The following is a 12,545-nucleotide window of genomic DNA, read 5'->3' as shown; positions in this document are numbered from 1 at the left end:
GTTATCATGATTGATAACTATCGATACAATAGACGGTATCTATTGTGGGTGCGAGAGGAAAAAGTATGGACGGTCTCTCGAGGGCCCTTGTCGATGTCACCGCTCGGCTGCGAATCGACGACCTGCCTGAGGCGGCGATCCGTGCCGCGGAACAGTCGCTTCTCGATGCGATCGGCGTCTCGTTTGCCGCGGCGGGGAAGGATGCCGGCTCCGCCGCCTTCGCGCAGATCGCCCTCGCGGAGGGAGGACGGGCCGACGCGACAGTGTTCGGGTCGCAGCAGCGCGTGCCGGCCGCCGCGGCAGCGTTCGCGAATGGCGCGATGGCGCACGCCCTCGACTACGAGGACTCGATTGACGGTCTGCCTGTTCATCCGCACGCGCAGACCGTGCCCGCTGTGCTCGCACTCGCCGAACGAGAGAACGTGTCGGGCGATCGCCTGATCACGGCAATCGCGATCGGCTGTGACGTGACGGCCCGCATGGCGGCGGCCGCCGGCGACGAGATGGGGCGACGCGGCTGGTACCCGCCCCCGATACTCGGGGCTCTCGGCGCAGCCGTCGCGTCGGCGCATCTGGTCGGCCTCGATTCGGCGCAGACGCTCGATGCCCTCTCACTCGTGATCTCGCAGGCCACGGCGAGCGGCGAGGTGAAGTTCAGCCCGCACTCGGACGTGCGCGGTGTTCGCGACGCGTTCGCCGCGCAGGCCGCGGTGCGCTCAACCGATCTTGCTGCGCTTGGCATCACCGGCTTCGAGAGGCCGCTGGAAGGTCGGTACGGGTTCTTTTCGACGTACGCGGGCGGCGCGTACGACCCCGCTCCGATTCTCGACGGTCTGGGCACGCGGTTCTGGGGAACACAGGTCAGCTACAAGCCGTGGCCGAGTTGCCGCGGCACGCACTCATTCGTTGAGGGTGCACTGCGACTGCGCGGCGGCATTCGCATCGACGCGATTGAGCGGGTCGAACTGTGGGGGGCGCCGGTGAATGCGATGCTTGCCGAGCCGCTGGAGTCGAAACGGCGCCCGACGCGAGCCATCAACGCCAAGTTCAGTCTGCCGTTCACCGTGGCCAGCGCGCTCGTGCACGGCGAGCTCTCACTCGCCTCCTTCACCGAGCCCGCGATGCGCGATGAGCGTGTGCTGACGCTCGCCGATCGCATCGATTTCGTCGCCGACCCGTCAAAAGACAACCCGGAGTCGATGACGCACGGCGAGATCGTCATCGTCCTCACGGATGGACGGCGGCTCCACGAGGACGTTCCGACGCCGCTTGGCAACCCGGCTTCGCCACTGGGAACGGAACGACTTCGAAACAAGTTCGTCGATTGCGCGGCGCAGGCCCCTCAGGGCATGAGCCGCGGTGATGCGGAGCGGATGGCGAATCGGATCCTCACGTTGCGCAGCTCCACTGGGCTGAGGATCGACCTGGGCGAGATCGTCAGTGCGCGATGCGGCGCGGCCTCACGAGCGGCGTACGCGCAGGCGTGACGCCAGCTCGGCATCGTGCGGACTGATGAGTTCTCGCATGCGCTGCAGGGCGATCGGGCCGAGCCCCTCCCACAGCTCGATGAAAAGCTCCCTGACCGCGTCCTGGGGCCAGTCGTCAGGCAGCAGCTCGCGAGGCAGGTCGGGATCAGTGCGCGCGATGTTTCGCCACGAGGCCAGCACATTGGCGCGTAGAACGAGCGCGATATGCGCGTCGACCTTGTTGTCTCGAACGAGCGGGAGCCACGGGTCGAACGTCTTGCGGTAGTGGTCGTAGAGGGTGCGCACGTCGGCAAGAGGGAACGCTGCGACGGGGTCGAGGCCACCACGTTCGGGCGAGTCGAATGTGGCGCGCATTGCTGCCAGATTGACGCCGAGCTCCTCGCCGATAGCGATGGCACGGGAAGCGTGGTCTGCGGGCTGCACCCACACGGCATCGGTGAGGGGAGCGAAAAGGAGGCGTTCGAGCTCGCGGCGCAGCTTCGGGCGCAACCCGCGCACCTCCTCGGGAATCGAGAACGTCACGACAGTCCAGAGCCCGTCCCAGGCCGGACGTTTCGCGCCAAAATTGACGTACGTGCGCAATCGCTGCTCGCGCTCGTCGAGGCCAGACGAGCCGAACGTGTACGAGGTCTGGCGCCCGTTTCGCACTTGCTCGAGCCTGCCGGTGCGCGCCACTCGACTCAGCGCGATTCGCGCGCCCGCAGATGTGATCCCGAAGTCGCCGAGCACGTCGACGACAGCGGCAGACGGGACGGGGCCCGCGTGCGCGAAGTCGAAATCCGCCAGCAGCGTGACGAGCATGTTCTGAGAGCTCACGGTCTCCGGCACCGAAATCGCGAGCTGGGCCAGTTCCTCTGTCGTCGTCATCGTCGTGTCCATTCCTCACTTTGTCCAGGTGGCGCGCGACAGATAGTCCACGGCGTCATCTGTTAGGTAGTATCCCTCAGCGACGAGCTCGTCGAGGCAGGCGCCCACCCTGCTCCGGTATGCGCTCTCGGAGCCGTAGAGACTCAGAAGCCGCGCCTCGTCGAATACCAGCTCAGATCCACACGACCACTCGGCACCGGCACCGGCGATTGCCGAAACCTGCACGACGGGGACGTCAAGGTACGGGCTGCGGAGCCCGCCGAGCGCGTGCCCGTGTTCGTCTCGCAAAATGCGCCCACACTGATCGGTGTCGATGACGCACCCGTGAGGGGGTTCCGTGCCGTCACGGACCCAGCGAAGGAGCGCATTCCACGCGAAGTGCACGGCGTGTGCGTTCGGAAAACGGCTCCAGCGGCGCCCACTGGGAAGGGCTGTCTGCGAGCGTGGCGGCGGGTCGTCCCTGCTGTCGGTGTGCCCCATACCTGCGACTTCGTACAGCCGGTAGCGCGGCGAGTCGGCACGACGATGGGAGAAGCCACGCACTTGCCCCGGAAGCAGGTATCGGGCGCGGAGCTCCTCGAGCTCGGACTCCCCCAGCAGCTCGACCACAGGGACATCGAGATCGGTCAGCGCCTCGCCTCCCGAGGCCATCGGGAGGTAGCCGTCGAAGATCGGATGCTCTCGGCTGACGTGTCGGTGGTGATCGGTGGCAAACGCGCGCGTCACTCCCCCGGACTGCGACAGACCGCCGAGAAACACGTGCGTCACACCGGTGAGAGGCGTTGCACCTTCTCGCAGCGCGTCGGCGAAATGAGCGATGATCTCTGCGGACTGCACATTGGAGCGGTGCCATCGCGCCTGAAAGGCATCCGATTCGAGTCGAACGCTCTCGAACGTGCGCCCTGCCGCAGCATCCGCTCCGATGCTCGCCTCGGCCGGGCCTGCGTCATCTGCGACGTCGGCGAGCGTGACGTCTGCGTACCTGACGGGATCGAAGCTCTTCAGGCGCTGCGGAGACGTCGACTGCGAAGCGATCTCAGCCCAAGCGTGCCCGCCGGCGACAAGGACGCGCCTGATTGCGCGCCACACCGAGCGAACCCCTGCCCAGTGCATCGGCTCGACGAGCACGACGCCGCTGAAGCATGCGCGGTCTGCCGGATGGCGCAGCAACGCGCGGGTTGTGTAGGCCTCGCCCGCCGCCACGCCCGAGAGAAGCACCTCCGTCTGCGCGTAACCCGCCGAGGGGAGCTCAGAGACGCCGAGGTCGTCGTGCCCGAACGGCACCGATTGCGCGCTCGACGGAAGGGAGGTGACGACGGTGCGTTGTGCGGCCATACCCGAGATGCCCCTTCGGCGCGATCGAATACATGAGACAGACTCTCTGTCGATCGTACCGCCTGGGGATATCTAATGCGGGCGCTGTCACTCCACGCGCACGACGTCGCGATCCCAGCTGAAGCGCGTGTCGAGCCCCGCTGTCCGCGTGATCCCGCTGATGTACTCGGCGACGCGGTCGCCATCCGAACCGTGATCGAGTGGCACGGGGCGCGCATAGTCGTCGATCCAGCACGGGATGAACCCAAAAGAAGGTTTGCCCGCCTCATCGATGTCGAGAACCGCGATGGCAGTATTGCGACTTTCAGGGTGGAACGGGTAGCCGCGCACATTCGGGTCGGGCGAGAAGCCGTACAGCTCTTCGCGCCGTTTCGCCCACGCCTTCAATTCTTCGGAGTCGCTCTCGGGGTCGGGGGTCAGCGCCGTGGTGACGGTGACGAAGTTGCCGAGACCGTGAAAGATTGCGCGACCTTTGTACATCTCGATTCCGCGCATGATGTGCGAGTGGTGCGCAACCACGAGGTCCGCGCCCGCGTCGATCGCGGCGTGAGCGACGTCGTACTCGTAATCCTCGATCCGTGCGGGCGTGTGCCCGTAGCCCTTGTGAAGCGCGATGACGACGACATCAACCGTGTCTCGCGCTGCCGAAACCGCGGCCGTCATCTGGTCGAGCGACTTTCGATCACAGAACGTGTACACCTGCGGGGGGTTGCCTGGGTTCAGGTCATCGAGATCGTAATGGGTGAGCACCTTGACGTATGCAGATCCAGCCTTTTTGCTCGTCGCCCACGATTCGCGCGGCCCCACGCAGTTGAAACTCAGAACGCCGACCGACCGATCGTGCGTGCCGGTGATGGCTGGCTTCATCGCATCCGTGATTGTCGCGCCGGTGCCTGTGGTTTGGATGCCGAATCTCCCGGCGTTGCGAAGGGTATCGATCACACCACGCGTTCCGAGGTCGTACGAGTGATTTCCGGCGACCGTGCCGACGGTGAATCCGGCACGTGCCATCGCTCCGAGGGCATCAGGATCTGCCGGGGGTGAGGGGACCGTGATACCGACGACATCCGTCTCTGTCGTGTGCGGAACCTCGATCTGTCCGATCGCGACGTCCGACGACCGGAACACCGGGGCGCTGGGGACGAAACGTTCGTCGTGATCGTCGAGTTGCAGGACGATGTCCCCGACGGCCGTGATTCGCATCGTGATGACCCTCCTTCGATATCAGTCAGATTGATATTATCCGGATCGTACGTCACGGTCAATGCTCCGCGGGCTCAGCGGGGAGTCAGTGCGTCTTTCTGTCGTCCTCGCGCCCAGCCGACCTCAGTCGCGCGGCTGCGAGTCGAGAGGGGATGTGACGCGGACGCACGCTCGACGTGCGACGAGAAATCGCCTCGGCCTCAGCCTCGTCATCGTCGAAGTATCCGCCCGCGAGCACTTCTGCCGCACCCTGGAGAATGTCCCGGAGTGTGCCATCTGGCTTGCCGCCCATGGCCTCGATGAGGTGATCCTCGTGCGCGCGCAGCGCCGCTGTGCAGCGCTCGAGCGCTGCCCAGCCCTCTTCCGTCAGCTGCACCAGTCGAATCCGCCGGTTATGCGGGTGGTCTCCTCGCATGACGAGCCCTTGCTCGATGAGCTCGTTCGAGACGGTGTGTGCCGCCTGCGCGCTGACGAACGTGCGGCGCGCCAGACTCGCGTTCGACAGGGGAAGACCCTCGCCGAGCACCTGGATCACAACGAACTGCGACAGCGTGATGCCCTCCGCGAGAGCGACGTTCTCCGTGAAGCGCGTGAACGCGCGGGCGAGCCGATAGGAGCTGTAGCCAAGGCGGGCAATCGCCGGTTCCCCGCGCGGATCTCGAGTGATGTCATCCACAATGAGACTCTATCGCCGGTTGCGCGGGCTGACGAGAGTGACGCGCCTTCACATTTGACCGAGCTCGATCCGTTCGTCATGATCAATGTCATGGGCGACACCGGAGTTGACGCGGAGATGCGCCCGCCTGGGGTCGTCACGGGTCTCTATTGGGCGGTGCGCGAGAGCTTCGTCGGGTACGTCGCGGGGAGCCCCGATGGCCAGGTGTTCGGCGACGGTGGCGTCGAGACCGACGGCGAGGGAACCTTTCGCTTCCCACTCGCGTCCGAGACGCACGCCAAGGGTCGCTTGCACCTCCGCTTCGAGGGGATCGTTCGCTTCATCGCGCACGGCGGAATGCTCGATGTCATGCTCGGCTCGCCCGAGATCACGCTCGGCGACGAGGTGGGCTCGCTCGTCGTCACGCACGGCAGCTCCGAGCTCCGGATTCTCGACGTCACTCCGGCCGAGCCTGTCGAGCTCGAGGGCGGCTGGCGCGTTTTCCCACCCCTGATGACCACGCTCACCGCCGCGGGATCCTCGCTGTTCGGCGACGTGTATGAGGCGGGGGAACCGTTCGCGCCGATCCAGATCGCGCTTCCCGCACGGAGTGCCGCCTCGTGACCATCGGAAGGCCCGCAAACGCGGACGTCGATTTTTCAGATCCCCACCAGCCTCACTATCGAGGGCGCCGTCCGCACTCGAGTCGCGGAACGCGGCACCTGCTCATCACCCTGCTCGGTGACTATTGGTTCGCGAGAGACGAGCTCCTTCCGTCGGCGGCGCTCGTCGATCTTCTCGCCGAGTTCGGGTCTCAAGAGAACGCGACGCGACAGGCGATGCGCCGTCTCACCCAACACGGGGCCCTCACACAGCGGCGGGAGGGCCGCACGACCTCGTACGGAATCCCTGCCGACATCGTCGCGAGCCAACGGCTGCGACCTGCGCGCGCCCTGACCTTCGGGGCCGATTTCGCCGATTGGGACCAGCACTGGACCGTAGTGTCATACTCGATTCCCGAGACCGAGCGCGACGTACGCCGCCTGCTCCGCAACGGATTGCGGACCATGGCGTTCGGAGATCTGCAGGACGGAATGTGGATCACGCCGCACGACCGTCGCGAAGAGGCAGTGGAGCTGCTTGACGATCTCGGCGTCGAGGCTGGCCATGTCATGCGCGCAACCTGGTCGCTGCGCGACGGGGATCGGGCGGCGATCGCTGACGCGTTCGATCTCACGGCGCTCGGCGAGGCGTACGAGGCCTTCGTCACTGAATACGGTGCGCTTCTCGCGCAGGCGAGCGAACCGGTGCCTCCCGCGGAGGCGCTTCGCTTGCGCACGAAGCTGACGAACGACTGGCTTGCCTTTCGCCTCACGGACCCGGAGCTTCCCGTGGCGATGCTGCCGAGCGACTGGTCGCGGCCGCGCGCTCGAGCGGTATTCCTTGACCTGTACGAGAGCCTCGGACCGGCCGCAGCCGCGCACGTGCGGCACGTGATCGCGCACCACGACGAAACGCTGTCGCACATCGTGAGCTACCAGGTTGCACCGCGCTCCGCCGAGCAGGTCACTCCCGAGATGACCCGCGCCGTGACGGCCGACAGGCGCCGCGAGATCAGCTGACGCCCGTTCGTCGGCCTGCACTCGATCTGTGCAGTCGCATTATTTACTTGACGTTTGGTGTGACGCCCGGAACACTAGATGTCATCCATATTCGACAGCACCACCTCGTCACGACAACGGAGTCACACTATGAGGCGATTAGCATCCGCGGCGGCAATCATCACCGTCGCCGCACTTACACTCGTCGGCTGTTCCGGCGATCAGGCCGGAAATGAAGACGTATCCACGGGAAACGCGGCGCTCGACGAGCTCATCACCGCGGCTCAGGAGGAAGGCTCTCTTGTCTTCTACTTGACGCCCCCCGAGCAGACGGGACAAGAGCTCGCAGATCTCTTCGCCGAGAAGTACGGGATCGACGCGCAGTTTGTCCGCATGACCGGCGGCGAGCTCGCGTCCCGGTACAGCGCGGAGGTCGATGCGGGGGCGCCCGCCGCCGACCTCGTGATTCCGAGCTACGGCGAGTTCGTCGACATTGGAATCGACGAGGGATGGCTCACGGGCCTCGATGAGGCAGACATCCCGGAATACAAGGACTTTCCAGAAGAGGGCAAGATCGACGGAGGCCGCACTGCCGTCGTGCAGTTTGCCCCGAGCGCCCTGTCGTGGAACACCGAGGCGTTGGGCGACCTTCCGGCCCCCGAAACGTTCGCCGACCTCGCCGATCCCCAGTACAAGGGAGAGCTTCTCCTCACGGATCCGTCATCGTCGCAGGCGTACCTGCAGTTCTGGACGATGGTCGCCGACGAGTACGGCATGGAGACCGTCGAGGCGATCGCCGACAATGCTGTGCGACTCTACAACTCGGTCGTGCCGATGACCGAGGCACTCGGAGCAGGAGAAGGCTCCGTGACGGGACCCAACGTCGGGCAGGTGGTCACGGGTGCGGCCGAAGCCGGAGCGCCCGTGGAGGTAGCTGTCCCCAGCCTCACGACCGGGCCGGAGATCGTCATGGCGATCTCGACGGATGCACAGAGCCCGAACGCCGCGCGCCTGTTCGCACACTTCGTGCTGTCTGAGGAGGCACAGGAGATCATCAACGGCGCGCCCGGCAACATCTCGGCGTACGACTACGACGAGATGCCCGCCGACTACGTGCGAATCGACCGCGACAAGGCACTCGAGAACGAGCAGGCGATCCTCGACGCGTTCGGCATCTGACGAAACAGACAACAGGCGGTTGCCGCACCCAGCGTGCGGGAACCGCCTGTTTTTCGCGGGCGCTCAGGCCCTAACGAAATCGAGCGGCACCGAGCGCGTGCCCCACTCCGCCCAGATCGCCATCTCCGGCTCGACTGTGAGGCTCCACCCCGACGTTCGCGCGAGCGCCTCCTCAAGCGTGACACGCATCATCATGCGCGCCAGCGGCGCACCAGGGCAGCTGTGCGTTCCGCGGCCGAACGCAATGTGCTTCGTGATGTTCGGGCGGTTCAGTATGAAGCGTTCGCCGTCGGGGAAGACGCTCTCGTCACGGTTTGCCGAGGTGTAGACCAGGGCGATCGGGTCGTCCTTCTTGAGAGCGACCCCCGCGAGCTCGGTATCGACGCGTGCCGTACGCGCCATGCCGCGGTACGGAGAGTACAGACGCAACATCTCCTCAACCGCATCCGGAATCAACGATGGCTTCTCGCGGAGCTGGCTCTGCAACTCCGGATCGCGCGCCAAGTGTACGAACATGTTGCCCGTGAATACGCTCGGCGCGACCATTCCCGTCACGATCAGCTGGCGGACGCAGCCGAGGATCATGGCGTCCGGCAGCGGCTCCCCTTTGTGCTCAGCCGCAAGCAGTCCCGCGGTGAGATCATCATCGGGGTTGTAGTCGCCAAACTTTCGCTCGTCGATGATTCCCTGCGCAATGTCATAGAGGCGCCCGCTGAGCGATTTGACGGTGTCGTGGTCGAGCATCTGGATCGCATCGACGTAGGTGCCGCTGACATTCTTGATCTCTTCGCTCGTGGCGACGTCGAGGTTGAAGAACTCGGCGAAGACGTATGCGGGAAACCGGTGCGCGTACTGCTTGCACACGTCGACCCACCGCTCTGAGAGCAGCGGATCGAAGAGAGTCGTGGCGGCCTTCCGCACAGCCGGCTCGAGCGCCCGCATGCGAGGTGGTGTGAAGAAGCGGTTGATCACCCGTCGATACTCCGTATGCTCGGGAGGATCGAGGTGGAGGGGCGGGCGCACGCCCGTGAAGGCGAACTTCGGGATCGCGTTCTGCTTGCGCGTTGTGAAGCGCTCGATGTCGCTGATAACGCTCAGCACTTCGTCGTATCCGACAGCCGCCCAGAACCCGTCGTACTCCTGAGAGCGCGTGAGGCCGCCGTGCCGCTCACGCAGCGCGCGGAACTCCTCGTGGGCGCTCGTGAAGGTCTCGCCGTCTCGTACCGGATCGAAGTCGTTGTCGAATCGGCGGTCGTCTCGGCGGTTCGCGTCGATCGTCGTCATTGCGCCTTCTCTCCCTCGGCGCGCATGATGCGCAGCCGATGCTCGGGGATTGTGATCGTGATGTCGTCTCCTTCGCCGTGCTCGGGCTCGCCGAGGCTCGTCAATCTCAGGTATTGGTCCGTACCGCCGAGACGCATGATGGTCTCGCTCGTCTGCCCGAGGAACAGCACCCGTTCGACGATTCCCGACCACACATTGTTGGCCGCCTTCTCCGCGTTCTGAACCTGACCGTATTCGGGACGGAAGCAGGCAATCACGGCGTCCCCTGGCGTGAGATGGGTATCGGCGGCCACGCCCAGTGCTTGGCCGGCGGGGGTATCGATCCCAACACGGTTGCCGTCGATCGCTCGTACGGTCGCCGGAATCTCGTTGGTGGTGCCGATGAAGTTCGCAACGTATCTATCGACGGGGTGCGAATAGATGTCAGCGGGCGGCCCAAGCTGGCGCACTTTCCCTCCCCCCATCACTGCCACGCGGTGGGCCAATTCCATTGCTTCGTTCTGGTCGTGCGTCACGTAGACGGCAGCGAAGCCGAGCGTGCGCTGCATCTCGAGCAGTTCGCGTCGCAGCGTCTCGCGAACCTTTGCGTCGACATTCGACAGTGGCTCGTCGAAGAGCACGAGGTTTCCTCCGTCGACGAGGGCGCGAGCGAGTGCGACACGCTGTTGCTGCCCGCCCGACATCTGGCCGGGGTACTGACCTCCGAGATTCTCCACGCCCACGAGACCGAGGACGCGATTGACCTTCGCCGCGATCTCGCTCTTCGGCAGCCGTCTGCCGCGGCTGCGCAGCGGGTATGCGACGTTGTCGAAAACGGTCAGGTGCGGCCACAGAGCGTAAGACTGAAAGATCATGCTGAGGTGGCGCTTTTCGGGTGGCAGCTCGATTTTGCGCGGCACCGAGAGCACCGTCGTACCGTGCACATCAATCTCACCCTCGTCCGCCAGCTCCAGCCCGGCGATGGTGCGCAGCAGCGTCGTCTTCCCGCACCCAGACGGGCCGAGCAATACGAGAAACTCGCCAGGCATCACGTCGATCGAGACGCCGTCGATCGCATTGGCGACAGATCCGTCTGCGCGTCGGAACCGCTTGACGACATTGCGCAGCTGCACGACGGGCTGCGCCTGCTCGCCCACCGAGTCTGTGGCCGGCACGTCGGAATTCTGCTTTGTCATCTGCGTCATGTCACGTGTCTCCAGAGGTGTTGTTCCAGCGCGATAGGCGCCGCGCAATGATAAGGACGCCGATCACGATGACGGCGCTGACGAGGGTGAGGAACGTCGAGATCGCTGCGAGCTCGGCGTATGACCCGTTCTGATAGATCTCGAGGATGCGAAATCCGATGACGTTATTGCGGGTGCCCGCGAGGATCGACGATGCCGTCAGATCACCGACCATTCGCACGAACAGCATCGACCAGCCGATGATGAGCGCCGGGGCCATCAGGGGGAAGAAGATTCGACTGATGGTCTTCGCTTCTCCAGCTCCGGCGACGCGCGACGCCTCCGGGAGCTCCTTGCCGATCTGTGCGACAGCCGTATCTGTCGTGATCGATGCTTGGGGAAGATAGAGGGCGATATAGGCACCGATCATAATGATCGCCGTACCACCGAGGTTGAACGGCGGGCCAGCGAAAGCGAGCACAACGCCCACGGCGATGATGAGGTGCGAAAGCATCGCGGGGAACTTGATCGCACCGTCCACAATGCGCGCGAACCGGCCGTTCGAACGCACGATCCACAGCGACGCCACGGCGACGACGATGATGCCGATGACGGATCCGATTGCGCCGTACGTCAGGCTGTTGATCAGCGCACTCCGCGTTGAGCGATCCTCGATGAGTGCGCTGAAGAACGCATCCAAACTGAGGGCGGACCAGTCGATGTTGAGCGTCCAGAAGCCGTTCAGCGACACGATGAGGAGCGCGAGCAGCGGCGCCACGGTCGTGAAGAAGATGTAGGCGATCACGAAGCCCCGCACCCACGGACGAGCCTTCCTGAGTCGGATCTTCGACGCACGCTGGCCCTTGCCGCCGATCGTCGCAAAGCGCCCCTTCTTGAGCGTGGCGGCCTGCAGCCACCAGATCACCGCAACGAACGCAACGAGAATGAGGCTGAGGCCGATGGCGGCACCCGTCTCTGCCGGGTAGGTGAAATTGAGAAGGTGCACGATCCGTGTCGACAGGATCGGAATCTCCGCGCCGCGCCCGATCACGCTCGGAATCGAGAACAGGCCGAAGCTGCTCATCAGAATCAACATGGTCGAACCGAGAATGCTCGGCAGCATCGCGGGAAGCGTCACGGTGCGCAGGGTACGACCGAGAGACGATCCGCTGACCCGGCTCTGCTCCTCGAGCGCGGGGTCCATATTGCGCAGACCTGTCGTGCACAGCATGAATGCGTAGGGCACGGCATAGATCGTGTACACGATGATGAGCCCGTACCAGCTATAGATGTTGAAGGGACCCTGATCAAGATGGATGCCGAGAAATTCAAGTGCGCCGCGCAAGATGCCGTTGAAGAAGCCGGCCGTCGGGGCCAGGAGCAGCACCCAGCCGATTGATCCCGCGATCGGCGGAAGCATGAACGGCAGCAGCGGCATCGCCTCCGTGACAATTCCCATTCCCGCGTCGGTGCGTTCGTTCACCCAGGCAAGTCCGGCGCCGATGAGTAGGGCGAAGACCGTGCTGACGCTCACAACGATCAGGGTGTTCCGCAGCAGACCGACGACGTCTTCCTCGGCGAGCGCGTCGAGCATCGCCGACCCCTCCGCGAATGCGCCGATTCCGACGGCGGCCAGTGGCACGACGCCGAGCAGGCCGGCGGCGACGGCGAGCGCGATTGAGACGATGAGGAACGGGCGGGGGGCCCGGCGTGCGGGCCGGGTCGGAACGGTGCCGACCGGCATCGTCGAATCGTTGTCGCGAGTGGCCCT

Annotated in this window: 11 protein-coding genes; 4 read left to right on the top strand and 7 right to left on the bottom strand. The window is 64.9% G+C overall.

The genetic code is table 11. From position 1 onward, the window contains the following. The first annotated feature begins 65 nt into the window (after nt 1-65). Nucleotides 66-1,487: an MmgE/PrpD family protein gene (locus HCR84_RS00140; RefSeq protein WP_166983081.1), complete on the top strand. Its 1,422-nt coding sequence runs from the start codon at nt 66-68 to the stop codon at nt 1,485-1,487. Here HCR84_RS00140 and HCR84_RS00135 read toward each other — a convergent pair. The 4 genes from HCR84_RS00135 to HCR84_RS00120 form a co-directional block, all read right to left on the bottom strand. Then, entirely contained in the window at nt 1,461-2,354 is an 894-nt protein-coding gene (locus tag HCR84_RS00135) for a PaaX family transcriptional regulator (protein ID WP_166983082.1), read from the bottom strand. The genes HCR84_RS00140 and HCR84_RS00135 overlap by 27 nt on opposite strands. Nucleotides 2,355-2,369: 15 nt before the next feature. Further along, on the bottom strand, nt 2,370-3,689 hold the full coding sequence (locus tag HCR84_RS00130; RefSeq protein ID WP_166983083.1) for an alpha/beta hydrolase domain-containing protein: 1,320 nt from the start codon (nt 3,687-3,689) through the stop codon (nt 2,370-2,372). An 87-nt stretch (nt 3,690-3,776) separates the two neighbouring features. Then, nucleotides 3,777-4,892 carry a CapA family protein gene (locus HCR84_RS00125; RefSeq protein ID WP_166983084.1) on the bottom strand — a complete coding sequence of 372 codons (1,116 nt, stop codon included), beginning with the start codon at nt 4,890-4,892 and terminating at the stop codon, nt 3,777-3,779. An 85-nt stretch (nt 4,893-4,977) separates the two neighbouring features. After that, nucleotides 4,978-5,568: a MarR family winged helix-turn-helix transcriptional regulator gene (locus tag HCR84_RS00120; RefSeq protein ID WP_166983085.1), complete on the bottom strand. Its 591-nt coding sequence runs from the start codon at nt 5,566-5,568 to the stop codon at nt 4,978-4,980. A gap of 54 nt (nt 5,569-5,622) precedes the next feature. On the opposite strand from HCR84_RS00120, the gene HCR84_RS00115 reads away from it, so the two are divergent. The 3 genes from HCR84_RS00115 to HCR84_RS00105 all read left to right on the top strand — a co-directional run bounded on the left by HCR84_RS00115 (nt 5,623) and on the right by HCR84_RS00105 (nt 8,327). Continuing rightward, a complete protein-coding gene (locus HCR84_RS00115; RefSeq protein ID WP_166983086.1) occupies nt 5,623-6,171 on the top strand; it encodes an HtaA domain-containing protein in 549 nt (182 codons plus the stop codon). Continuing rightward, complete coding sequence (locus HCR84_RS00110; protein WP_166983087.1) at nt 6,168-7,169, top strand: PaaX family transcriptional regulator; 1,002 nt, start codon at nt 6,168-6,170, stop codon at nt 7,167-7,169. The genes HCR84_RS00115 and HCR84_RS00110 overlap by 4 nt, the downstream gene beginning before the upstream one ends. 129 nt (nt 7,170-7,298) lie before the next feature. After that, nucleotides 7,299-8,327, top strand: coding sequence for an ABC transporter substrate-binding protein (locus tag HCR84_RS00105; RefSeq protein WP_166983088.1), 1,029 nt, complete (start codon nt 7,299-7,301; stop codon nt 8,325-8,327). 63 nt (nt 8,328-8,390) lie between these two features. Here HCR84_RS00105 and HCR84_RS00100 read toward each other — a convergent pair whose 3' ends face one another. The 3 genes from HCR84_RS00100 to HCR84_RS00090 are packed head-to-tail and all read right to left on the bottom strand — an operon-like array spanning nt 8,391 to nt 12,518. Then, nucleotides 8,391-9,611 carry a cytochrome P450 gene (locus HCR84_RS00100; protein WP_166983089.1) on the bottom strand — a complete coding sequence of 407 codons (1,221 nt, stop codon included), beginning with the start codon at nt 9,609-9,611 and terminating at the stop codon, nt 8,391-8,393. Next, the gene (locus HCR84_RS00095; RefSeq protein ID WP_166983090.1) at nt 9,608-10,795 is read right to left on the bottom strand and encodes an ABC transporter ATP-binding protein; all 1,188 of its coding nucleotides are present in this window, start codon (nt 10,793-10,795) and stop codon (nt 9,608-9,610) included. The genes HCR84_RS00100 and HCR84_RS00095 overlap by 4 nt, the downstream gene beginning before the upstream one ends. 1 nt (nt 10,796) lies before the next feature. After that, complete coding sequence (locus tag HCR84_RS00090) at nt 10,797-12,518, bottom strand: ABC transporter permease (protein ID WP_166983091.1); 1,722 nt, start codon at nt 12,516-12,518, stop codon at nt 10,797-10,799. Between the last annotated feature and the right edge of the window lie 27 nt (nt 12,519-12,545).

The organism is Paramicrobacterium fandaimingii (assembly GCF_011751745.2).
Classification (GTDB): Bacteria; Actinomycetota; Actinomycetes; order Actinomycetales; family Microbacteriaceae; genus Paramicrobacterium; species Paramicrobacterium fandaimingii.
This window is presented reverse-complemented; position numbering and strand designations above follow the sequence as displayed.

Excerpts from the sequence above, each read along its gene's own strand:
- HCR84_RS00105 (WP_166983088.1), top strand. The coding sequence starts at position 7,299 with ATGAGGCGATTAGCATCCGCGGCGGCAATCATCACCGTCGCCGCACTT.
- HCR84_RS00095 (WP_166983090.1), bottom strand. The coding sequence starts at position 10,795 with ATGACGCAGATGACAAAGCAGAATTCCGACGTGCCGGCCACAGACTCG.
- HCR84_RS00130 (WP_166983083.1), bottom strand. The coding sequence starts at position 3,689 with ATGGCCGCACAACGCACCGTCGTCACCTCCCTTCCGTCGAGCGCGCAA.
- HCR84_RS00125 (WP_166983084.1), bottom strand. The coding sequence starts at position 4,892 with ATGCGAATCACGGCCGTCGGGGACATCGTCCTGCAACTCGACGATCAC.
- HCR84_RS00140 (WP_166983081.1), top strand. The coding sequence starts at position 66 with ATGGACGGTCTCTCGAGGGCCCTTGTCGATGTCACCGCTCGGCTGCGA.
- HCR84_RS00100 (WP_166983089.1), bottom strand. The coding sequence starts at position 9,611 with ATGACGACGATCGACGCGAACCGCCGAGACGACCGCCGATTCGACAAC.
- HCR84_RS00090 (WP_166983091.1), bottom strand. The coding sequence starts at position 12,518 with ATGCCGGTCGGCACCGTTCCGACCCGGCCCGCACGCCGGGCCCCCCGC.
- HCR84_RS00135 (WP_166983082.1), bottom strand. The coding sequence starts at position 2,354 with ATGACGACGACAGAGGAACTGGCCCAGCTCGCGATTTCGGTGCCGGAG.